General features: G+C 60.7%; 19 protein-coding genes. 9 read left to right on the top strand and 10 right to left on the bottom strand.

Annotated features, from left to right (window positions below; genetic code table 11):
- Positions 1-46: 46 nt before the first annotated feature.
- Together J8C01_RS09455 and J8C01_RS09460 are read left to right on the top strand one after the other, a co-directional pair.
- On the top strand, positions 47-2,059 hold the full coding sequence (locus J8C01_RS09455; RefSeq protein WP_211431742.1) for a tetratricopeptide repeat protein: 2,013 nt from the start codon (positions 47-49) through the stop codon (positions 2,057-2,059).
- A gap of 136 nt (positions 2,060-2,195) precedes the next feature.
- On the top strand, positions 2,196-2,819 hold the full coding sequence (locus tag J8C01_RS09460) for a PilZ domain-containing protein (protein ID WP_211431743.1): 624 nt from the start codon (positions 2,196-2,198) through the stop codon (positions 2,817-2,819).
- 53 nt (positions 2,820-2,872) lie between these two features.
- On the opposite strand, the gene J8C01_RS09465 is transcribed toward J8C01_RS09460, so the two are convergent.
- Entirely contained in the window at positions 2,873-4,027 is a 1,155-nt protein-coding gene (locus J8C01_RS09465) for a hypothetical protein (protein WP_014100402.1), read from the bottom strand.
- Positions 4,027-4,392: a 30S ribosomal protein S20 gene (rpsT, locus tag J8C01_RS09470; RefSeq protein WP_014100403.1), complete on the bottom strand. Its 366-nt coding sequence runs from the start codon at positions 4,390-4,392 to the stop codon at positions 4,027-4,029. The genes J8C01_RS09465 and rpsT overlap by 1 nt, the downstream gene beginning before the upstream one ends.
- A 215-nt stretch (positions 4,393-4,607) precedes the next feature.
- Between rpsT and J8C01_RS09475 the strand changes: the two genes are divergently transcribed.
- Entirely contained in the window at positions 4,608-5,030 is a 423-nt protein-coding gene (locus tag J8C01_RS09475; protein WP_081464823.1) for a MerC domain-containing protein, read from the top strand.
- A 30-nt stretch (positions 5,031-5,060) separates the two neighbouring features.
- On the opposite strand, the gene J8C01_RS09480 is transcribed toward J8C01_RS09475, so the two are convergent.
- Positions 5,061-5,927: a DUF3108 domain-containing protein gene (locus tag J8C01_RS09480; protein WP_211431744.1), complete on the bottom strand. Its 867-nt coding sequence runs from the start codon at positions 5,925-5,927 to the stop codon at positions 5,061-5,063.
- Between the two features lie 375 nt (positions 5,928-6,302).
- Between J8C01_RS09480 and J8C01_RS09485 the strand changes: the two genes are divergently transcribed.
- The 3 genes from J8C01_RS09485 (at position 6,303) to lpxC (ending at position 8,879) form a co-directional block, all read left to right on the top strand.
- Entirely contained in the window at positions 6,303-6,995 is a 693-nt protein-coding gene (locus tag J8C01_RS09485; RefSeq protein ID WP_211431745.1) for a hypothetical protein, read from the top strand.
- Positions 6,996-7,050: 55 nt separating this feature from the next.
- Positions 7,051-7,710, top strand: a complete 660-nt coding sequence (locus J8C01_RS09490) for an arginine-tRNA-protein transferase (RefSeq protein ID WP_014100407.1) — start codon at positions 7,051-7,053, stop codon at positions 7,708-7,710.
- 227 nt (positions 7,711-7,937) lie between these two features.
- Positions 7,938-8,879 (top strand): UDP-3-O-acyl-N-acetylglucosamine deacetylase, encoded by a 942-nt coding sequence (lpxC, locus tag J8C01_RS09495; protein WP_014100408.1) that lies wholly within the window; start codon positions 7,938-7,940, stop codon positions 8,877-8,879.
- On the opposite strand, the gene J8C01_RS09500 is transcribed toward lpxC, so the two are convergent.
- Genes J8C01_RS09500 through J8C01_RS09510 form a run of 3 tightly spaced genes read right to left on the bottom strand, consistent with a single transcriptional unit; the run spans position 8,815 to position 11,665 of the window.
- Positions 8,815-10,287 (bottom strand): PDZ domain-containing protein, encoded by a 1,473-nt coding sequence (locus J8C01_RS09500; protein WP_211431746.1) that lies wholly within the window; start codon positions 10,285-10,287, stop codon positions 8,815-8,817. The two genes, lpxC and J8C01_RS09500, sit on opposite strands and share 65 nt — an antisense overlap.
- A gap of 10 nt (positions 10,288-10,297) precedes the next feature.
- Complete coding sequence (locus J8C01_RS09505) at positions 10,298-10,972, bottom strand: anti-sigma factor (protein ID WP_211431747.1); 675 nt, start codon at positions 10,970-10,972, stop codon at positions 10,298-10,300.
- A gap of 48 nt (positions 10,973-11,020) precedes the next feature.
- Positions 11,021-11,665 (bottom strand): RNA polymerase sigma factor, encoded by a 645-nt coding sequence (locus tag J8C01_RS09510; RefSeq protein WP_211431748.1) that lies wholly within the window; start codon positions 11,663-11,665, stop codon positions 11,021-11,023.
- A 262-nt stretch (positions 11,666-11,927) separates the two neighbouring features.
- On the opposite strand from J8C01_RS09510, the gene amrB reads away from it, so the two are divergent.
- Positions 11,928-13,193 carry an AmmeMemoRadiSam system protein B gene (gene amrB, locus J8C01_RS09515; RefSeq protein ID WP_211431749.1) on the top strand — a complete coding sequence of 422 codons (1,266 nt, stop codon included), beginning with the start codon at positions 11,928-11,930 and terminating at the stop codon, positions 13,191-13,193.
- A gap of 114 nt (positions 13,194-13,307) precedes the next feature.
- Here the strand turns inward: amrB and J8C01_RS09520 are convergent, their stop codons facing one another.
- Positions 13,308-15,938, bottom strand: coding sequence for an ATP-binding protein (locus J8C01_RS09520; RefSeq protein WP_211431750.1), 2,631 nt, complete (start codon positions 15,936-15,938; stop codon positions 13,308-13,310).
- Between the two features lie 86 nt (positions 15,939-16,024).
- On the opposite strand from J8C01_RS09520, the gene tnpA reads away from it, so the two are divergent.
- Together tnpA and J8C01_RS09530 are read left to right on the top strand one after the other, a co-directional pair.
- On the top strand, positions 16,025-16,432 hold the full coding sequence (gene tnpA, locus J8C01_RS09525; RefSeq protein ID WP_211431751.1) for an IS200/IS605 family transposase: 408 nt from the start codon (positions 16,025-16,027) through the stop codon (positions 16,430-16,432).
- Positions 16,433-16,435: 3 nt separating this feature from the next.
- Positions 16,436-17,578: an RNA-guided endonuclease InsQ/TnpB family protein gene (locus tag J8C01_RS09530; RefSeq protein WP_211431752.1), complete on the top strand. Its 1,143-nt coding sequence runs from the start codon at positions 16,436-16,438 to the stop codon at positions 17,576-17,578.
- A gap of 26 nt (positions 17,579-17,604) precedes the next feature.
- On the opposite strand, the gene J8C01_RS09535 is transcribed toward J8C01_RS09530, so the two are convergent.
- The 3 genes from J8C01_RS09535 to J8C01_RS09545 all read right to left on the bottom strand — a co-directional run bounded on the left by J8C01_RS09535 (position 17,605) and on the right by J8C01_RS09545 (position 21,743).
- Entirely contained in the window at positions 17,605-18,036 is a 432-nt protein-coding gene (locus J8C01_RS09535) for a HEPN domain-containing protein (RefSeq protein WP_211431753.1), read from the bottom strand.
- Entirely contained in the window at positions 18,033-18,518 is a 486-nt protein-coding gene (locus J8C01_RS09540; protein WP_211431754.1) for a nucleotidyltransferase domain-containing protein, read from the bottom strand. The genes J8C01_RS09535 and J8C01_RS09540 overlap by 4 nt, the downstream gene beginning before the upstream one ends.
- A 75-nt stretch (positions 18,519-18,593) precedes the next feature.
- Positions 18,594-21,743: a DUF1156 domain-containing protein gene (locus J8C01_RS09545; protein ID WP_249355438.1), complete on the bottom strand. Its 3,150-nt coding sequence runs from the start codon at positions 21,741-21,743 to the stop codon at positions 18,594-18,596.
- Position 21,744 lies beyond the last annotated feature (1 nt).

A 21,744-nucleotide genomic window follows, 5' to 3' on the forward strand; every position in this document is an offset into this window, starting at 1 on the left:
GATGGCAACTTGGTCAGGAGTTTTGGGTGTATCAGGTGTGGGACGCATGTCCGAAAACCATCAAATACGGGATGCCGAAATGCCGCTTTCTCCCGGATTGGAAACCCCGTCAGCCAATTCGCCAACCACCACAGCGGGGCTGGCGCGACGTACCGCCTACCTCGTCATTGCTCTGGTGGTCACAATTGGCTATGCCAACAGTCTCAACTGCGGGTTTGCGCAGGATGATGTGTATGTCGTCACCCTCAACCGCGCCATTCGTGATTTGCCGCACATCTACCGCGTGTTTGCCCAACCTTACTGGGGAATAGGTCATGAGGAACACGCCACCTACCGCCCTGTGGTCAACGTCAGCCTGGCGCTCAACTACGCCGTTCACGGATTTCACCCCCTTGGTTATCACTTCGTCAATCTGGTGCTCCACACCATCAACTGCTGGCTGCTGTATGGTCTGGTTTGCGCCTACACCCGCTGGAGCCAACTCGCCCTGTTTACGGCACTCCTGTTTGCCGCCCATCCGGTGCACGTCGAAGCCGTAACGCAGGTGGTGGGGCGCACCGAGTTGCTGGCTGCTGGGTTTGGTTTTCTGAGTTGGCATGCCTACCTGCGCATCGGCGAAGGACGCCACTGGCGCTGGCTGGCCTGGGCGGCCTTTGCCGGTGGGATGTACGCCAAGGAAAGCGCCTTGACCCTCATTGGCGTCATCGGCTTGGCCGAACTGTGCGCCGGACGCCTGCGCACCCGGCAGGAGTGGCAACGCGCAGCACTTGATGCCACAGGCTATCTGGTTGTCGCCGCGAGTTACATCTTCATCCGTCGCATCATCAACGGACAGTTCGGCGTTCACAGCGAGCATACCTACTTTCAGGGCGATCCCTGGTACACGCGCGTTCTCACCATGTCGCAGGGTATGGTGGAATACTTCCGCCTGCTGACGTTTCCCTACAAGCTCTGTGCTTTCTACGACTTCAGTTTCTTCCCGAAAGTTTCGACCATCACCCCCCGCGTGGCTGGGTCACTCATGCTGGTAGCGTCAGTCATCGGGGTCGGTCTCTGGGCCTGGCGGCGGCAACCGCTCGTCGCATTTGCCATCCTGATGTTTTTTGTCCCGGTGTCGCTGGTCTCCAACATCATTTTCCCAACAGGTCTCCTTATTGCTGAACGGGTACTCTATGTGCCATCAGTTTCCATCTGTCTTCTCGGTGGGCTTGGCCTGGCCACGCTCTACCGGCAGTCACGACATGGACGCTACGCGGCCGTCGGGTTGTGTGTCGTCATTCTGGGGCTGATGTGCTGGCGGACCATCACCCGCAACCCCGACTGGACGGACAATAAAGCCTACGGTCGGGCGCTGGTACGCGATGCCCCCGGCAACCCCAAGGGCTGGATGGCTATGGCCAAAACCTATAGAGATGAAGGCGACCTGATCGCAGCAGAAGTGGCACTTCAGTATGCCATTGCGATTAGCACTTACCCATCAGCACCACGTGTAGCCTTGGGAAATCTCTATCTGCTCCAAGGCCGGTTGGCAGAAGCTGAGGAATCATTCCGTGCAGCCATTACCAGCAGTAATCCCCCTGGTTGGCATGCCTACTTTTCCCTGGCCAATCTGCTGGCCCGGCAGGGACGCACAGCGGAAGCCCTGCAGTGTTATGAGACCGGGAAACGCGAAGCCGAGAAACGGCGGTACGTGCCCTCCGCCGAGATTTTGGCTGGAACAGCCGCCGGATTCTACCGGGGTGGTCACTACTTGGAAGCCCTCCGTATCTACGAAGATGCCCTGCGCCGTGATCCCCTTCTGGCAGAAGCCTGGGCCGGATACGGCCTAACCCGGCTCCGCCTCCATCAACTGGATGAAGCGCGGATGGCTCTGGAGCAGGCCGTTGCCCTTGATCCCAGCCTGGCCGATGGCTGGATGAACTTGGGGAGCGTCTATGGTGAACAAGGTGACTACCAGGCGGCCCGGCGGGCCTTTGCCGAAACCCTCAAACTGGACTCGGCCTCAGCAGAAGCCTATGCCAATCTTCGGTTGGCAACCAGCTTGGCCTTTTCTCAGTAGGCCGGACGGTGCACAATCGGGAACACCCGCACGGTCAGGCTTGGGGGGTGACTTGCATCGTCCAGACCCGCAGCACAACGTCATCTACACAGAAGCCAGAGCGCTGAACGTAAACCACCCTGGCAGTTGATGAGCGATGACCACTTCAAACAATCTGGCTCAGAGCACATCTGCGACAAACCTTGAACTGGCACGGCAGGCCTTTCAGCAGGGCAAGTATGAGGAAGCCCTGATGCAAATCTATGCTGCGCTGTGGAGTGGCGTTCACGATCCAAACATCCACTTGCTTTTGTGGGATGTTCTCGAAGCCCAACGGCTGGAACGCAGTCGGGTCAAACTGCTGCGCAAAGCCATCGAGGAAGTGGCGTTCTCACGCAAGCCCAAAGCTCCTCTGCCGGTCATCGAACCCGATCCCGATCCGAACGGGAAGCGGCGGGCGCCGCGTTTTCCGGTCTCGCATCCGGTGATCCTCGTTGCGAATGATCCCCGGCGCAAGCTCTGGGCTGAGCTGGCCGTGGTCGAAGTCACAAGTCTGGTCGGTGCGCAACTGCGTGTGGCTACAGAGTTTTTGGTGGGCGAACACGTCCACCTGTTTGGCACCCGGGGCGACGCCCAGGAGTCCATTGAGGCTGTCATCCGCAACCTTCGCCCTGATGATGAGGAAGAAGGGCGTTTTCTCGCCGGCGTTGAATTCCTGACGCCTGCCGGCCACTGGCTGCTTCCCAACCAGAACCAGGCTGAAACCGCAGATGCTTCCTGAAAACTGAATTCCCTGTTCCACAGCAACCACAGCCGGTCAACCATTTCCGTCCATCACCGTTGGGCCCGGCGGCCAGCACGCAGGAGTGGATGAGCGGTGTAGCTCGTCGAAAAGTTGTTCCCCAACTGAAAATGGCGCTTGATGGTGGCCGCCGGGTCGAAGTACCACTCACCGAGTGGGCGGTGTCGCTCGTTGCGGTCAAACCATCCCCACGGGGGACGCGCCATGTTGCGGCCGCCGTTGATCCCCAGGAACGCCGAACCCAGCACGCCCAACCAGACTGCCCGGCGCTTCCCGGCCACGGTGATATGGCGTGTGCCGTAGTTGAACTGCTCGCCGTAGGTTTCGTTGCGTCCCGCCTGCGCGCGTGCCCACAGGGTGGTCTCCAGCGGCACGAGGGCATAGCCCAGGCGGCGCGGCGGTTCGCCATCACCGGGCACATCCGCCTGTCCCGTGTACTCATAGCGCACGACGCCTTTGACTGCGGCGCGAAGCTGGCGCTGGCTGCCCCGGTACGCCTCGATGCCATGCCCGCGCGGCTCGATAAACAGCAAGGGCCGCTGCCCTTCAAGTCGGATTGAATTTGCGGACTGCCCGGTACCGGGGGTGTAACGGAGAAACTTGTTGTGCGCCAGCGACTCCACAAAGACGACCCGCTCCCTGCCCTGTCCGGTCCGGGACTTGGCCACAACAACAAGACACCCTTCGAGGTCGTTTTCGTGGGCCAGCACCAGATCATCCACCGCGCCGGTGGGGTCGTACTTCCGCCCGTAGCGCGCCCCCAGACGCAGGAGATCACTCATCACCACGCCCCGGCGGTTGCCCCCCTTCCAGTCGCGGGGATGAAAGACGGCATAGTGGATGAAATAGTGGGTCGCCGTTTCGCAAACCGAAAAATAGACCCACGCGGCCAGCGGAAAGCGCAGGTCGTCAGCATTTTGCCAGTTGTTGTCGCCGCGCCAGTCACCATCGAAATCAAAGTTGGTGATGTAGTCAAAACGCGGCGTCTGCCCCAGCCCCTGGTAGAAAATCGGCGCATAGCGGGCAGCCAACGCCAGGTCGGCGTCAAAGCCCGGCGACTGGGCGTAGCCAAGAACAGACGACGCAGCCAACAGAACCCAAGTCAACCAGCAGAAGTCAACCAGCAGACCAGCCAGCCTGTTGCCCACCGAAGCCAACCTTGTGCACTGCGGGTTGGCATGAAACATCAGGCACTGGGCGTTGACGAGGCCGTACCGCCGGCTTTGTGCTGGTTCAGTACGGTTGTGATCCGATGCCAGAGGCGGGATTTGTACCGGGCCGCCGTGTTGCGGTGAATGATGCCTTTCTGCACCGACTTATCAATGACTGAAATGGCATCCAGATAGACTTTCTGAAGCCCCGTCGCCGTCTTCCGGTTGACGCCCGAAAGTTTCTTCGGTTCGACCAGCGCCAAGTCCTCAGCCGTTGGTTTTCTCAGGGCAGCGCGAAGCTTTTTGATAAAGGTGCGCAAGCGGCTGCGGTTGCGGCGATTGATGGCGTTGCGCCGCTCGGTCTGACGGACCCGTTTGATGGCAGAAGCCTTGTTCGGCATGTGGCTTGATTCGTCTCCTTCGTAAAACGCTGGCTCAAAGCAAGTCGCTTAGGATAAGGATTCAGCCTCTTTCCGTCAACGTTCACCGCATGACGGGCTGGCAAAAATTTTCCCTGACGGAAACGCCCACGGCGCTGACGCTTGCCAGGTGCATCGGCAGGCCGGTATGGTTGCTCCCACGATTCAAACAATAATTTTCCTTGATTGGATGCGCCATGACCGAGCCGCACACCCCACTAACCGACACACCTTCCTGGATGGACCGGCTCAACTGGGTCGGAGCGACGGCCTCACTCATCTGTGCCGTTCACTGCCTGGCCATGCCGCTGCTCGTCGGTGTACTCCCGATTCTGGGGCTGAGCCTGCTCACGTCCCCATGGCTTGAATGGTCTCTGATTGGCTTTACGGGCGCAATTGGTCTGCTCACGCTGCTGCCCAGCTACCATCGGAAACATCGCCGGTTACAGCCACTGGCCCTGTTCCTGCTGGGCTTCGGACTCATCCTTGGCACAAAGTTCCTGCTCGATGAAGGCTCCTCGCTGGAAACCTCCGGCATGGTCACGGGAGCGCTCTTCGTGGCCAGCGCCAATCTGACCAATCACCGCCTTACACACACCTGCACTGTCTGTCGGCACTGACGGGCCACACCAGCAACAGTCACAGAGCACTCACTTCCCGGAAGGCAGGGCTTCCAACGTGTCGCTCCGGCTGGGAAACCGTGACAACTCGGCCTTGAACTCGCCGATCTCATTGCCGCCCGTGATCCGTACGGCATAGCGATAGGCATCATCCGTAATCCACAGTCGGATTCTGCGTTCATCGGAGGGCTTCCCGTTGGCGTCGAGTGGGCGCAGCGCAAGCTGTACGACCGGGACAGTCTGCCCGGCAACCTCCAGGGTCTCACGTCCAAGGCGCTCAATCTCGACCGTCACAAGGGTGCCGTTGCGTTCGTTCAGAGCCGACAACCTGATGGTCGTTGGCCCCTCGAAATCGAGGTTGCGCGTCGTCCAGAGCAAACCGGCCAGGTCATAGGTGTCGCCACTCAGCTTGATCAAACGGCCGCCGTTGACCTGCGCCGTTCGTCCCGACTGGTCAAAAACCGTCACCGTCCGCTCAACCCGCCCTCCTTCCTTGAGGTCAGCTTCGGCGCGGTAGGGCAGCCGCGTAACCGGATCGAGATAGGTTACAAAGCGGTCGTCGAGATCAAACAACGTTGCCTTGACAAACCCGATGGTTTCAGCGCGCACAAGCAGCCGCAACCCCTCCCGCCCGTGGAACATCCCCTGCTCCACGACTTCCGTCGAGAAACGCGCCACCGGCGCATCGCGTAGCCCCAGACTCGGTACCGTGACCCGCACGCTGTACAAAAGTTTTTCTCCAACGACGAACTTGTGGCGGGCTGCTGGCGGCACAACCACACGCCCGTTGGCAGCCGAGGATTCCCCTGGCCCGACGACCCGTGGCCGCTGCTGGGCCGCAGCCGACACGCCCGCAACCCATGACCAGCCAACCAGCAGCAGGATACCTATCCGCATCCCACACCGAATCCTGCGACAGCCTGGCCGTTCACTCTGTTCATCAATCTTCGTTCTCATGTCGGCAAGTCACCTTTCCTGTAGGACGAAGCCCTCTTTTTGGAACACACCCGATGTGCGGCATCGGATGCCGCCCCCGGGCCGGATGTTGGTTAGGGTACGGCGCGATGAAAGCCCAGGTTTGTATTCTGGTTCGCAAATACTACAGCAAGCAGGTGTCACCCCAGCCTGTATTTATCCCCGCGAGCCATTCTTATGCTTCAGTTCAGGCTTCGACGTGGTCATTGGCGGAAACTGTCTTTCCTGGCCTGCCTGACCGTTCTTTTTGCACTGACGACAACTCACTCCCAAGGACAATATGTCCCCGTGCGCGCCATGGACAGCGTGCCTTTCGTTCCTGACCAGGATCAGTCCGGTGGAGCAGCCAACCCAGCCGCTCAGGGAACCGGAGGGCCGCTCCAATCCGCAGACCAAACCAAAGATGTTGCGAGCAAGGACCGCACCGGCGTCAATTTTGCTTCTGGCAAGGGTACGGTTTCCGAAGATGACTACCATCCCCTCACCGGAAAAGAGCGGTGGGAGTATTACTTCCGGGCAACTTACTGGAGTCCGGCGGCGGTGTTCGGGGCGGCCGGCCCCGCGCTGGGCGCACAGATTGGCAACTCTCCGCCAGAATGGGGCGGCGGCATCAAAGGCTACAGCCGGCGGCTGGCTTCGGAGTTTGGCAATAACATCATCACCAACAGCATCCAGTCCGGCCTGGCAGCACTCATCAAACATGAGCCGCGCTATGTTCGGAGCGCCAAGAAGGGTGTCCTGAAACGAACCGGGCACGCCCTGGCCTTTGTCTTCGTCACCTACAACGACGAGGGCAAGGTCCGGCCCGCCATCGCCAACCTGGTCGCCGATTACGGCGGTGCGTTTGCGCAAATTGCCTGGTATCCACGCCGCTACACGGTGCGCGGGGACGGCGTGCGGTTTGGCAACCTGGCGCTCGGCTTCAACTTCATTGCCAATCTCATCAATGAGTTCACGCCGGACATCAAACGGGTTTTCAAGCGCAAGTAGGCTGCGCCACGTGCACGCAGATCACGGCTGACGCCTTCCGGTTTCCAACTGGACTATGGCTCATGGACAGTACTTTGAAACCTCCCATGTCTCGCCGCGACAGTTGGACGTCCTGTGGGCCAACGGCTGGCGTCACTTCGGGACGTACTTTTACCGCTACTGGATCAATCTGACGGACGAGGGCGTACGGCACGTCCTCCCCCTGCGGATCAGACTGTCCGACTTTGCCCTTTCTGAGAGCCAACGCCGTATCCGCCGCCGCAACCGGGACCTGCGGGTGGTCATTCAACCCACGGTCATTGATACAGCGACGCTTGTGCTTTTCGAGCGCCACAAACAGCGTTTCACGCACAACATCCCGGACTCCATCTACTCCTTCCTGTCGCAGGAGCCGGCGTCAGTGCCCTGCCGCAACGAGGAAATTGCGGTCTATGACGGAGAACGGCTCGTTGCCAAAAGCTTCCTGGACTTGGGCAAAGAGTCCACCTCCAGCGTCTATGGCATCTTCGACCCGGATTACGCCAAACGCAGCCTGGGCATTTTGACGATGCTGCTCGAAATTGCCTACTCGCAGGCGCGCGGAGACAAGTTTTATTACCCCGGCTACGCCTACCACGAACCTTCCCACTACGACTACAAAAAGCGGTTCGTGGCGCTCGAATGGTTTGACTGGCAGGGCAACTGGCATCCCCTTCCCAACGGCCACCGTGGGTAGTGTGGACAATCGTTCACACTACAGCGCCTCTTTGCGGACAGCCGGCCACACCAAACCACTCACCGAACCGGCGCGAACAGCCAATCAGCTCACGTAACATCTTTTGTTTTCAGACACTTGAACATTCTGCCGCCCCTGCCCGGCGCGTGGCACGGAAACTGCCGCTTTGTTTCGGGTTGACATCATCCCTTTGGTTTCATCCTGTGACGACCTGAGCTTTCGTTTCCATGACCTACCAAACGACGCTGCGCCGCGCGGTCTCCCTTCGCGGCATTGGACTTCATACGGGACAGGAAGTTGAACTCACCCTGTGTCCGGCCCCGGCAGACACCGGTTATGTTTTCCGCCGCACGGATTTGAACGGTTTTGAAGTGGCAGCCGTACCTCACCATGTCACGCACGTCAGCTATGCCACGACGTTGATGCGCGCCGGTGTGATGGTGTCAACCGTTGAGCATGTCCTTTCAGCGCTCTACGGTTGCGGCATAGACAACGCCATTCTCGATGTCACGAACTGCGAAGTGCCCATTCTGGACGGAAGCGCGCGCCCCTTCGTCGAGGCCATTGCTGAAGCTGGAATCCTCACGCTGGAAAGTCCCCGGCAGGTTTTACAGGTCGAGCAACGCATCGAAGTGGTCGAAGGAAACCGCCGGTTGGCCATCGAGCCGGATGACAGTTTCTTCATCGAAAGCACAATTGACTTCGACCATCCGTGCATCGGGCGTCAGTCGTTTGCCTGCGAAGTGACTCCGGCAACGTACCGGCAGGAGATTGCTCCGGCGCGCACCTTTGGCTTTCTCGCCGAAGCCGAGACGCTGCGCCGGCACGGGCTGGTGCGCGGGGCAACGCTCGAAAATGCCATCGTCCTCGATGCCGATTCGATCCTCAGCCCGGAGCCGCTGCGCTTCCCGGATGAATTTGCGCGTCACAAGGTGCTGGACATCATTGGTGACTTCGCCCTGCTGGGGTTGTCCCTGCGGGGACGCATCATCGCCGAACGCTCCGGGCACGGCCTGCATTCGGCGCTCATCGGGCGCCTGCTCCGCGAAGCCCGGGCCTGGACAGTCAACGGACTGCCCCACGGGAACGGGCGGCCCCCTGCAACTACAGCTTCGGCGGGGGCAGCGGCAGGGTCAGGAGCAACTGCTGCGCTTGCCGCTCCCGGATGATTTCCACCGTTACCGGCGCTTCCCGCTGCTGACTCAGGGACTGAAGAATCACCGCCGAGAGGTCGTGGCTGCGCCGGACCGGTTGCCCATCTACCCGGACAATCACATCGCCCGAACGCAGCCCGGCCGCGGCGGCCGGGCTGTCGGACAAAACATGCGTCACCAGCAGACCGCCCGCCACACCAAAGAACTGCGCCAGTTGGGTGGTCAGGTCGGATGTCACCAACCCGATGGCCAGGTGTTCGGCGGCGGGGACTCTGGGCGTCGGCATATCTTCCGGTGAGCCAAGTGTGACCTCGCACACCCGCGGCTGACCGTCGCGCTCCACCAACAGCGTGAGCGTCTCTCCGGCAGCGTGGCTGACAACGATTTCATTGAGTTCACGCCGGGACTCCAGCGGTTGGTCATTGGCGGACAGGATGACATCGCCTGGCACCAGGCCGGCTTCCTCAGCCGGACTTCCTGGTACCACGGCCGTGACCACCACCCCCTGGGTGGTAGAAGCCCCGAAACGCGCACGTTCTTCGGCCGGGAACGTCGCCAGGGTTTTCCCTTCAATGCCGAGCCAGCCGTGAGGGACACTCTTCCCGGCGGAAATGATGCGGTGCATCACCCGCTTGATGTCCGCAACGGGTAGCATGCGCAGTTGCTTGCCTTTTGGTTGCACAATCGCCACCAGCCGGTTCTGGCTGTCCACGGCGACGCCGCAGTTGGCTTCAACCGGCGGGGCCAGCGATGGGTCCACGGCCCAATCCGTCACCACCTCATCCCACACCAGGCGCGAAGTGGTCTCCTCCGCCCGGCCGGGTGTCACGTGCGCAGCGGGCGGCTGAAACATGGGCAGCATGATGCGTACGGTGACGGGTTTGGCCGAAGCGCGCGCGTCCCGAACAGTCAGTTTGTGCCGCGGCGCAGCCAGAGCGTGCATGGTTGGCGGCGCGACCTGTAGCCCCGGAACCTGCAAAACACACAGCCCCGTTGCCCCGTCCCGGCCAATGAACCGGGCCTGAAACTCCTGACGGTCCTGGGTCTGAACCACAATGGTTGGATTGCCGGGGCCGGGTGGTACGTTGACAAGTTGGGTCAGCACGTGCCCTTTGTCATCCACCACGATCCCTGTCGTGACATTTGTCAGCACGACATCCGAGGGCGCACATGTACCGTCGAGGGCAGCTGTGGAGACATCTTCGGCCGCGGCCGTCAGTTCTCCCATCGTCACGTGATGGTTGACGATGACGAGCCAGCGCCCCACACCAGCGGCATCTGATTTACGGAGGTCAGGCCTGCGTGGCGCCGAGGCCGCGTCACGCGGGCGCCCGGCAATCTGGGCGTAGCCACTCACACCCAACAGGAGCGCACCCGCCAAAACCTTCATGGTCAATGCGCGCGCGCTGTGCGACAGCATCATGGGTGTCACGTTAGAATATGGAGTCGTCAGATGACTCTCCCTCTGTGGATGGACGCCGGTCCACGATGGGCTGCGCGCCGTACACCACGGTGGGCAGGCGCAGGACCCGCTCACCAGAGCGTCCCCGCCACAAGACGACGACGCCATTGGCTTCCCGGGCCGGCAACGATGTCTGGCGCACGGCAGCCGGTGTCATGCGTCCGGGACGTGCAACGGCCACTGCGGCCCGGGCCGGAGCCGGCCGCGAGCCTGGAAGACTTCCATCAAGCTGACGACTCAACGCCGTCACCAGCGTCCGCTCCGGCAGGGTGGGAAGCACCAGTGCCGCTGCCACCGTGGGCGCAGGATGGAGCACCATCTGCAGGGACGAACGGACGGCGAGGGCGCTGGTGACAACCACTGCCAACGCCACGGCAGCCAGTACGGGCGTGGGTACCCAGGCCAGGAAAGGTTCCCGGAAACGATGGGCATCGCGCCCCAAACGCAGGCGAAGTTCCGCATCGAAGGTGGCGGGCGGCAGAACGCGCGGCTGCCCGGACAGTAGGGCCCGCAGGGACTGCATTTGGGCCGCATAGGCCCGGCAATCCGCACAGGCCATCAGATGGGCGGCTGACTCTGGCAGCAAGGCTTCCGGGTCATACTCGACGGCTTCCAGTTGACGACGAATCGTGGAGCAGCTCACCATAACGATCACTCCTGACACACCGCCCGGCAACGTCACAGGACAGCAACATCACAGGTAAGCGCGCAGCTTGTCGCGCAGCAGTCCACGGGCGCGGTTGATGCGCGATTTCACGGTTCCTTCCGAGATGTTCAGGATGCCGGCAATTTCGTCATAGCTCAGCCCTTCGACATCCCGGAGCACCAGCGCCGCCCGGTATTTCTCCGGCAGCGTCTGAATGGCGCGCCCCACGGCCGCCCGGCGCTCACGTTCAATCAGGTCTTCATCCTGGAGGGGGCGCTCGTCAGGAATATCCAGTTGGGTTTCTTCCTCATCCTCGTGACGTGCCCAGGGGGTGAACAGCGAAACCAGTTTGCGGCGGCGACGCTGCCGTAGCTCGCTAATCGCCAGGTTCGTCGCAATCCGGTAGATGTAGGTCGAAAAATGAAACGTCGCCCGATAGCGCGCCGCGTTGGCATAGACGCGCAGGAAGGTTTCCTGCGCCAGTTCCACGGCGCGGTCGTAATCATCGAGCATGCGAAAGATGAAGTTCGTAATGGGCGTGCGGTAGCGCCGGACAATCTCCTGAAAGGCCTGTTCATCGCCGGCCTGGACGGCGGCAATGAGTTCGTGGTCGCTGGCCGCATCCACCGTCACGACACGGTGTATCTCGCCAGGTACGGGGTATGTCAGGGCGCTACTCATCAGATGCGACATCAACGCTCATTCCTCGCTCACAAAGTCAACATTCCACACAACCCGCAGTGACAGAGTTCGTTGGGGTTACACGCGCCAGACAGTCCGAAGTTCCACGATCTCAAAACGTTCTGCCGAATCGTCGGCGGGCCGTCGCCATGGCGCGCGTGGATGCCGGCGCGTTTCATGGCTATAGCGTGTTCACACGGCGCGCACAAGTGTTACATTGGCAGACAGGTCTCCCCCGCGCCATCCTGAATCCGTCCGTATGTCGCTTCATCCGATGACTGAATTTCCACGTCTCCGTCCGCTCCAGCTTTTTGCCGACGAAACTGCCCAGGTCATCATTGCCTATGATCCCCAAGGCTTCACGGAACCCATCGGTCTTGACATCCGCCTGGCGCCGCTGCTCCTGCTGTGCGACGGACAGCATTCCCTGTCCGAACTGCCGGCGCTGCTTCTGCACCGTTTCGGACAGCGGTGGTCGGCCGATGACCTGGCGGACATCATCCGCCGTCTCGACGAGTGGTTGCTGCTGGACAGCCCACGTTTTGCCGCCCTGGCAGCGCGTCAGATGGCGGAGTTTCGCGCGGCAACGGTACGGCCGGCAGCACATGCCGGCGTCAGTTACCCGGATGAGCCAGAGGCGCTCCGCCAGCGCCTGGATGCCATTCTGGCGCACACGCCGGCCTGTCCGCTTGGGGCAGCCCGGCCTGAGCAGCTTGTGGGCGTTGTGGCCCCGCACATTGATTTGCGGGTCGGGGAGCGGGCTTATGCTCCGGCCTACCGGCTCATCGAACAACTTGCCGCCACCCTGCCGGACGGCGAACCGGTGACGTTCGTCGTGTTGGGCACGTCGCACTATGGCGGCGACGGGCTGTTCGTCGCCTCGCGCAAGGACTACGCCACGCCCTTGGGCGCGCTGCCCTGCGACCGTGAATTCCTTGACCGGCTGGAAACCCGCCTGGGCGCTTCCATCAGTGCCGACGACACCCCTCATCGGCAGGAACATGCCATTGAGTTTCAGGCGGTGTTCCTGCGGCACATCTTTGACCGGCATCTGGAAGCCGGGCGGCCGGTACGCATGGTGCCCATCCTGTGCACTTCCCTGCACGAACTGTATGCCGCAGACGAGGCCTGCCGCGAGCGCACGCAGGCGGAGTACCGGGCATTTATCGAGGCGTTACAGGCGACGCTGGCTGAACAAACCCACCGGACGCTGTTGCTGGTTGGCGGCGATCTGGCGCATGTGGGCCCCAAGTTTGGCGACCGCTTCGATGCCCGGACCAGGGCGGCGGAGCTGGAGCGCGCCGACACGGAACTGCTCGACTACGTTGCCGCCGGCGACAGCGCAGCGGTACTTGACCACATTGCCCGCGACGAAGATGCGCGGCGGGTCTGCGGTTTTCCGCCGCTGATGGCTTACCTGGACGCGCTGGCGGCGTTTGGCCCTACAGACGGGCAGGTTTTGCACTATGAACAGTGGCAGGAACGCCCGACCCGTTCGGCCGTCACCTACGGCGCAGCCGCCGCCTGGCGTAGCATTTGATGGCGTGAAACATTGACCAGCAGGATGGCTAGTGCGCCAGTCGGATGCTTTACCCGTGGCGCTTTGGCATTACTTTCACCAGGCGGACGCACAGACTCTCTTTCTGCCCAGCCCTCACTCGCATTGCTCTTCCACGATCTCGGCATTGATTTGCCGGAGTGTCTCCTTGACTTTGTTTTCCCAAGTGGCTGGCTTGATGCCGCCAGATTCTGCACGCGCCTGAACAAGTATTTCCACTTCCAGCTCCGCTCCATCGTTGCGCAGTGGCAGGATCACCCCCCGGACAACATCCGAGAGCTTGTCCCAAGGCACCTTGACACGCAGTGTTACGCAGCGCCTTTCCAGTGTGCTTCGATCTGGCGGCGGCGTACCTCCACCCGGCCTGGTTGTATCGGTGCCGTCCGGTTTTTGTGGCTTATCAACCGGCTCAACCTGCAGGTCAGATCGTGGGACGAATTCCTTTCGGATCAGAACCCACCCGGCTTCCACCGGGACAGGTAAATCATCTCCAAAGTACACTTTATCGCCGCTCTTTACGGCAAAGACATGTTCGCGTACCCCCTGGATGATGGCCTGCTCGATTACTGCCGGACTTTGAACCATTGGCAACTGCGGGTAGCACAAAAAGGCCTCTCGGATGGCAGAAACCGGTTTTTCCGGTTCATCTTCCCGAAGTGCCTTCCTGAGAAGATTGTGCGGCGAGATGCGCTCCAGCAGGAGTTCCTGGCTTTTCAGATACGCGAGCGTGCGTTTGGATAGCGAGCCTTTCTCGCCAACCGTGGGTAAACCCAAGTCGCTCCACTCCAGACCGCCTTCGCCGAGCTTTGCCAGATGCCGGTACGCCGAGTGCAGACTGAAAGGTATGTCACTTTCCAAAGTTCTCAACTTGCTCTCCAGCGTTCTTCGGTTGTCCTCCGACAGTTGGCGCATGAACGCTTTGTCATCGTGGATGGCGCGCAAAGCGAGAAGCCGCTTGACCTTCTGCCGCAGAGAAGAAAGTTCGCCCTCGTCAGGAGCCAGCACAAGGAGTGTGTTCTGATAGGTGCGAAAGGTTGCACCGCACTTTTTCAACAGCTCATCCACAAAGGCATCGGTTGCGCGGCTCTGCTTTGGGTGCTCAGGCGGGAGGATCGCCAATTTCAGGTCTTTTGTGTCAGGCACATCCTGCGCCCCTTTGGGCCAGAGCGTCACGCGCAGCTCAGTACCGGCAAGCTTTTCAAGCTGAGCGCGAATCTCTTCAGCCATGCGCTCATCCCCAACCGCCTCCTCTTTCTCCACAATGACGCGGTTGAGGTTGGGCTGACTGGAGAAAGAACAAATGCCCCCCTCCACGTGCAGATACCAGAGTTCCTCCTCAAGCCGGCGGAGCGCATCGCCGACCAGCGCCGGCGGGATGCCTTCGCGCAACACTGCCAGGCGCAAACGCTGAACGCCGAGGCCCTTCCTCTCACTTCCACTAAAGGAGCCAAAAAAGATGGCGGTCGCCAATCCGCTGGCAATCCCGAAGCGGGTGTATTCGGAGCCTACCTCACGATCGATCTTCTGGGCTTTGGCATTGCCGCCGGCGATGTCTGCTGCGATAACGCCCTCGTACTCATTCCCAATGTGCTTGACCAGCTCCCGCCGCACCGTGGCATTGGCAAGGTTGAGGTGCGCCGGCTGAATGAGCGGTGCCGGGTGCTGGCGTTGGTAGAGGTCGGCCACCACCTCCGCCAGCAGCCGCAGCACGCCGCGCGTGCGTTGGAACGTGGAATATGTACTCCACCGCTCAAACAGAAGGTCAATCAGCTCCGGGTGGAACGGGTACGCCTTGCGCAGTTTGTCGCGATAGGAAGGCTCGCGCACTTCGCGTGGCACTTCATCGCCAAGCCGCTGATACATCTCCCAGTAGCCATTGGCGACCTTGCGCGCTTCGTCGGAAGGTTCGTGGGCCCACTCAAACAACCTGCAGCGGATGATCTCATACATTTCTTCGCCTTCGACCGGCGTGTAGATGGCTTCCACCCGCCCGAAGACCTGCTGTAACTGATGCAGCACCCGCTCCCCATCTTCGCCGTAAGGCGCACTGGAAGGAAGCGTGACCACCAGCGCACACCGGGGCAGCACCTTCACCGCTTCGGTCAGCTCCTGAAAAAAGGCCACAATCTGCTCCCGGAAATCTTTGGCTTTCACGACATACTCGGCCACTTCGTCCATCAGGAGCAGTGTGGGCTTGTCGGCAAGGACCTTGTGGAGCAGGTCCTTGCCCGGAGCGCGCTGCTTCCGGTCATGCTCGGCAAGCAGGGCGTACTGGCCCAACTGTTCGGCAATCTCTCCCCATGGCGTCCGGCCCAGCGGGTCGGCCGCCGTGCCGGTAAAGGTCACCACCCGGACGGCAGGGACACTATCCAGTTGCGCCTTCTCCAGTACCTGCGAGACCGGCCCGGCGGGGCGGCCTGCCTGGGAATTGGTAAAGAGGTGATACAACGCAATCAGGCTGTGGGTCTTGCCGCCACCAAAGGGCGTCTGGATTTGAATGACCGCATTGCCGGCTTTCTGACCGGACAGGCGTGAGGCAATCACGGCGAGCAGGTTCACCAGGCCCTGCGTCGGATAGGTTTTGCGGAAGAAGGTCTCCGCATCGCCGTATTCCAGCGGGCCGCGGCCGGCAACAACATCGGAGAGATCGGCCGCAAAAACGGATTCGTCAAACTTGCCCGCCCGGATGTCCGGGTGCGGGACGGCGATTTCATGCCACGGCTTCATAGAACCTCCGCCAGGAAACCTGCGACTTTAGTCGCGGGAGGAATGGCGCTTGCGCGGTGCGCACCCTGTGGTGTGTAATACAGCCTATGGTTGACATCGCCAGCAACAGGAACTGCGTCTATCAAACCGCATACCATGTGGTTTGGTGTCCGAAGGATCGGCGAGATGTACTGACAGGGCCGGCGGCAGAGGAAATGGCGGTGATGCTGGATGCGATTTGTGCGGAGCGTGGCTGGCCGGTGATCTCCAAAGAGATTCAGCCCGACCACATCCACCTGTTCGTCAGCATTCCGCCTGCCATGGCTGTGGCCGATGCCGTAAAAATCCTGAAAGGAACAACGGCGCGCAAGCTGTTTCAGCGGCATCCCTGGCTCAAGAGCCGACTGTGGGGCGGAAATCCCTGGTCGCCCTCTGTCGGCACAGCCGGCAACGTCAGCGCCGAGACGATCCGGCGCTATATCGAACGATCCGAACACGTCACCAAGCGGCGATAACCCATGCTGCGCACTGCCTCGATTCGCCTGAATGTTGGCCCCGACCAGGCAGCGGCCTTGGCGGCGCTGCAAGCGGCTTATGCCGATGCCTGCAACCGCCTGGTGCCGACGGTGGTGGAGCATCGCTGCTGGAACCGCGTGGCCCTGCACCACCTGGCCTACGCCCGGCTGCGCAAGGAAACGCCGCTGGGCGCCCAAATGGTCTGCAACGCCATCTTTTCGGTCTGCAAAGCCTACAAAGCACAAAAGGAGCTCGGCCGCATCAGGAAGGACGCCCCCGTACCCGCAGTGCACTTCAACCGCGCCAGCGTCCATTTCGACAAGCGAACCTACGCCATCCATGGGGAGCGCCTGAGCCTTTACACCCTTTCTGGCCGCATCGCCGTCCCGATGGTGCTGGGCGAGCACCAGCGTCGCATCCTGGCGTCGGGCAAGGCCAAAGAGGCCGAGTTGGTTTGTCGCAAGGGGCGCTGGTACTTCAATCTCGTCGTCGAATCTGAAGATTCGGATCCAATCGCATCCGGCCCCGTCATGGGCGTGGATGTCGGAGAGAACCATCTCGCTGCCACCAGCACGGGCAAGGTATGGGGCGGCGGGGAACTGCGCCACAAGCGCAACGGCTACCTTGCTCTTCGTCGTCGTTTGCAGTCCAACGGCAGCCAAAGCGCCAAACAGAAGCTGCGGCAGGTCTCTGGCAAAGAGCGGCGACGCATTACCCACATCAACCACGAAACGAGCAAAGCGATCGTTGCCGAAGCGCTGCGCCTCGGGGCGTCCAAGATCGTGATGGAGGACCTCACCCACATCCGCGACCGCATCCAGGCCGGCAAGCGCATGAGGGCGAGACTGCACGGCTGGGCATTCCGGCAGCTTCAGAGCTTTGTCGAATACAAGGCCAAGGCGGCAGGGATCGCGGTCGAGTACGTCGATCCCGCCTACACCAGCCAGACGTGCTCTTGCTGTGGAGCGCTGGGACGGCGCATCAAGCATCGTTTTGTGTGCAACAAGTGTGGTCTCCGGGCGCACGCCGACTGCAACGCCAGTCGAAACCTTGCCTGGATTGGCAGTGGTGCCCCGCTGCCAAGGGCGGCCGTAAACACGCCTGATGTTGGGGATGTCAGCCATAATTGCTGCGTCTCACAATAAAGCCTTCGACTTTAGTCGAGGGTTGTTTACTGTTTTCCTTCCCGCGCGATGATTTCCTGGGTCAAGTTGACGGCTTTTTCAGCCAGTTCCAGAAGTGTGGAGGCTTTTGCCTGGTCAAAAAGCTCCCATGGCGTTCGCCAACGCGCTTCGTCGCCATAGTCGCTTTCAAAATGCACGTCGGGACCCAAGCGCTCAGCACACTCGGCCACCTGCCGTACTCTGTCCCCTGTTGTCCAAGGGAAGCAACCCTCCTCCAGCGCCTTGAGTAACATTTCCCCAGGGTTGTGGGTACGACCAACAGGACCTATGAGCGCCAGCAGGGCTTTTGCAGCATTCTCGGCCGCAAGTTGACTGTTATCGGCACAGGAGCGCCAGCGTCCGAGCTGCAGGTCGTGGCGCGCTTCCTCCAGAAAGCCCTGGGCCAATTTCAGTCGGTACTGGACTTCGGGATTGCTCATGCTTCACCTATTTTTTCCCACGACATCATCCAACGGCCGCGAGGTGGAACCTTCCAACGCCAAAGGTCGCCTGCCGGAGTTCTTTCTCTGAAAAGCCCGGCCTCCTCGATCAATCGCTGCAAAGTAGCCAGGCGCTTTGCTGCATAGCCTTTGGGGTCGTCAAGGATTTGACCATCAACGGCAATGTCCAGATACAGGGAAGAAACGTGAGCCTCAAACTCTTGCGGCGTCCTGGCAAGGAAGGATACGCCAAGCCGGCACCGTATGGGGAGAAACTGCCTGAGAAAACGCCCTCGTTCCAGCGGGTCATCGGGCAACGCCTCGGCAATCACCAGCACGTCCCAGTCGCTGTCCTCCCGTGCCTCCCCGCGCGCCCGAGAGCCGAAGAGAACAACAGCCACCAGACGGTCTCCGAGCGCCGTCCGCAAGGCGGCCACTACCTGGTCAAGAAGCTCCTTCTTGTGATTTGCAGGCAATGTCATTCCCATCTGTCAAACCGGCCCCTGCGGGATGTCCCCGTAAGAAACGGCAACTTGATGCCACAGTTTCATGACGCTTCAGGAGGTAAACAGACCTGCCTGATACGTCCCCTGTTTCTGGTAGCTTTTCCGCCCGTAGAGCAGGCCCTGCAGAAGTTGCTTTTCCTTGTCGCCATCGGGCAAGACCTCGGCAATTGCCTGCGCCACCTGCCAGAAGATTTCGTTGTCACCGTACGTCAGCCCCAGGTGTTCCTTCAGCCTCTTCGGCTCATTCTGCTCCCACAACCAGACCGCGTAGTGCATGGCGTCAATCAGGGTGTCGAATCCTGTCTTGCCGGCAAAGTTCCGGCTGCGGGCGCGTTCCAGCGGCAGCGGGAGGCGGATGTATTCTTTCTGCTTCTCCACCAGCCCGCCCTCGCCCCAGAGCGTGGCAAGTTCCACGCCGATGCCCTGGGCCAGCTTGCGTACCTCGTCAAAAGGGACGCGGGCATGGTTGTACGTCCAGCGATACAGCAGGTAAAAGCGGGTCGGAGCGTCCAGACCGCCCAGTTGCGCCGATTGCAGGATGCGCTTCAGGGCAAACTCGCTCACCACTTTGCGGACATATTCCAGCAACTCGGCCACCGTGACCAGCTCGCCGGAGAGCTTTTCCACGCGCTGATACTTGCCGAAGACCTCAACGGCCGGGCCGATGGCGCTCATAAAGAAGTCCGCGCCGCGAATCCCTTCGTCCCAGAACTGCGCCAGCCGGCGGCCGATCCGCTCCTCGATCTCACGGCGGACTTTGCCGAATTCGCCCGTCTGGTCGGTAGTACGTTTGCGACAGACCATGTAGATGGAGGACGCCAGCGCCGCCGATTCCTGCGCGCGCAACCGCGCCTGCATTTCGGTGTGAATGGGCCACGAAGCGGTCATGTAGAGGCTGGCGTTTAGAATCGCATTGATAACAGCTTCCCAAGCGTCTGTCCGTGGATAAGCGAATACGATAACTGCGACGCCGTCGGGTTTAAGGACACGATGAATTTCTGAGAATGCCTTCGTTAGCATTTCCTCAAACCATTCTTTCGTCTTTTCGGCGTAGCGTTCGGGATCCCAATGCTGCATCTGGCAAATCTCTTCGCTCTTTGGCGTGAGCGGCGTGGCGAATAACTCAGAGTATAGGTCGCCAATCGTGCGCTTGAGCCAGACGTAGAAGAAGTCTGAAAGGTCGGCGTATGGAACGTTGATGTAATACGGCGGGTCGGTCAGCACAGCGTCGAAGAAGTTCTCTGGCCAGGGGAGAGCAGTGGCGGTGCTATGGACGACGATGGGGGTTACAGGTTGGGGATTCGCAGGCGGGATGCGGGTGAGGTCGGCGAGGACGTCCAGGATTTGTCCAAACATGCTCTCAAACGTGCCCGTCAAAATTGGCGAGAGCGGCACCAATTCTGCATAATCCCAAGCCATTGGGAGGGCCTGACGGGCGAAAGTATTCGGGATGAATTCCCATTGAGGATGCCAGCGGCAAATTGTGCTCTCAAAATCGATCATCCTTGATATAACCAGCGCCAGATACGTCGCCACCGCCTTGGCGAACTCCGGCTCGGCGCCTTGGGCGAGCATCTGGGCGTGCGCCTGGCGCACCTTCTCAGCGAAGGTGATGAGCGCCAGCTTCTGCCGCGGGTTGAACAGGTCGCCCCAGCGGGTGAGGCCGTAGATAGGCACATTGAAAACGCCACTCATCAGCGGAAGCGGCTCATCCGGCACGGGGGCGATGCCCCAATCCTGGGCGAGGCGATGCCTCGCCCCTACAAGGGCGGCTTCGGCAGCGCGGAAGGCTTCGAGATCGCGCTCGGTCGGCAGGCGGTAGGTCTTGCCGGTGCGCTTCGGATGGTGGAGCACGACGGCCATCAGGCGCTGGCCTGATTTGCCCTCGCGGAAAAGGCGGCGGGTGGTCTTGTCGTCAATCGTTCCGCCGCAGAGCGGGCAGCGCACATGCGCGCGGGAGACAGTGCCTTCTTCGGGGCTAAAGTCTATAGGCTCTCCGTTTGCTCCGACGATTTTGACATCCACGCGCTGCGCTTCCCGATTCGGGATGAGCTTGAGGGCGATTTTGCGATTTTCTTTTTTGGCCAGCCAGGTCTGACGCATGAGGGGGATTTCGGCGCCGCAGGCCGGATTCTGGCAGGGCAGTGTCCGCGCCCAGATGTAACCGACAGGAATGCTGCCGTCTGGATCGCGGGGATAAAACTGTTCGAGTTCCTTGCGGGCTTCTTCGAGCACCCACTGCCCCCAGGCGGAGACGGCTGCGAGAAGCGGGTTTTCCGCCCCCTGTGGGGAGAGCGTCAGGCCTTCCAGCCGGTCCGTGTTGGAACGTTTCGTCTGGGGTGGAAGAGGCACATGCGGGACACGGCCTGCATCACCGAACATCTGCGGGAATTCGAGTACGGCCTTGTTGAGGAGCACGGCCACAGGGTTGTAGTCCAGCGCGTAGGTTTCACGGCCTAGGCGTAGGGCTTCCAGAGGGATGGATCCCCCGCCAGCAAAACAGTCCAGCACGCGCGGGGCGCGTCCGCCAAAGGCTTTGCGGATGAGTTTGCGCGCTTCCTGAAGGCGCGGGTTATCGCCGTTGGACACCGCTTCCCACATCGAAATATCGCCCACGAGTGCCAGAAGTTCTTCACGGCGCTGTGGGTCATCGGGCAGCAGGGCAGCCAGCGCGGTAGCGCGGGAAGCGGCCAGCGGACGCCGCGCCCACCAGATGTGGAGCGTGGAGATATGCCCGTGGCGGATGGTTTTCTCGTGTACCGATGCCTCGGAGACCCGGCGTAGAGGGAAATCCACTTCGATCAAACGCTGGTTATTCACAGCAGACCTCGCTGCCTGAGATATTCTTCGGTCCACAACACAAATTGCTCCGCATGGGGTTGTAGAACCCTCTATATCTTCTTCTTCCAGTCCACTAATGGTTTCATAGTCACCCGCCTGGCATTTCTCGAAGGCATCAATCAACCAGCGGTGCATCTCGACAGGCATTTCGTTGGTTTTAGCAAAATGTTGACCAAAGGCAGAAATGACAGCCTGGTGATTTGAAAAGGTCAAGCCTTTGGAGAACAGAAGAGCTTCCGCACAATAAAACATGGCATAGTACAACCTTGAGGCCGATGAGTCATAACCCCGCACATCCTTGAGGAGCTTTGCGGACTTCAGGAATTGCCGTGCTTTCTGGATAGCGGGCTGGAATTCCATT

This window comes from Chloracidobacterium sp. D, from assembly GCF_018304685.1.
Lineage (GTDB): Bacteria > Acidobacteriota > Blastocatellia > Chloracidobacteriales > Chloracidobacteriaceae > Chloracidobacterium > Chloracidobacterium thermophilum.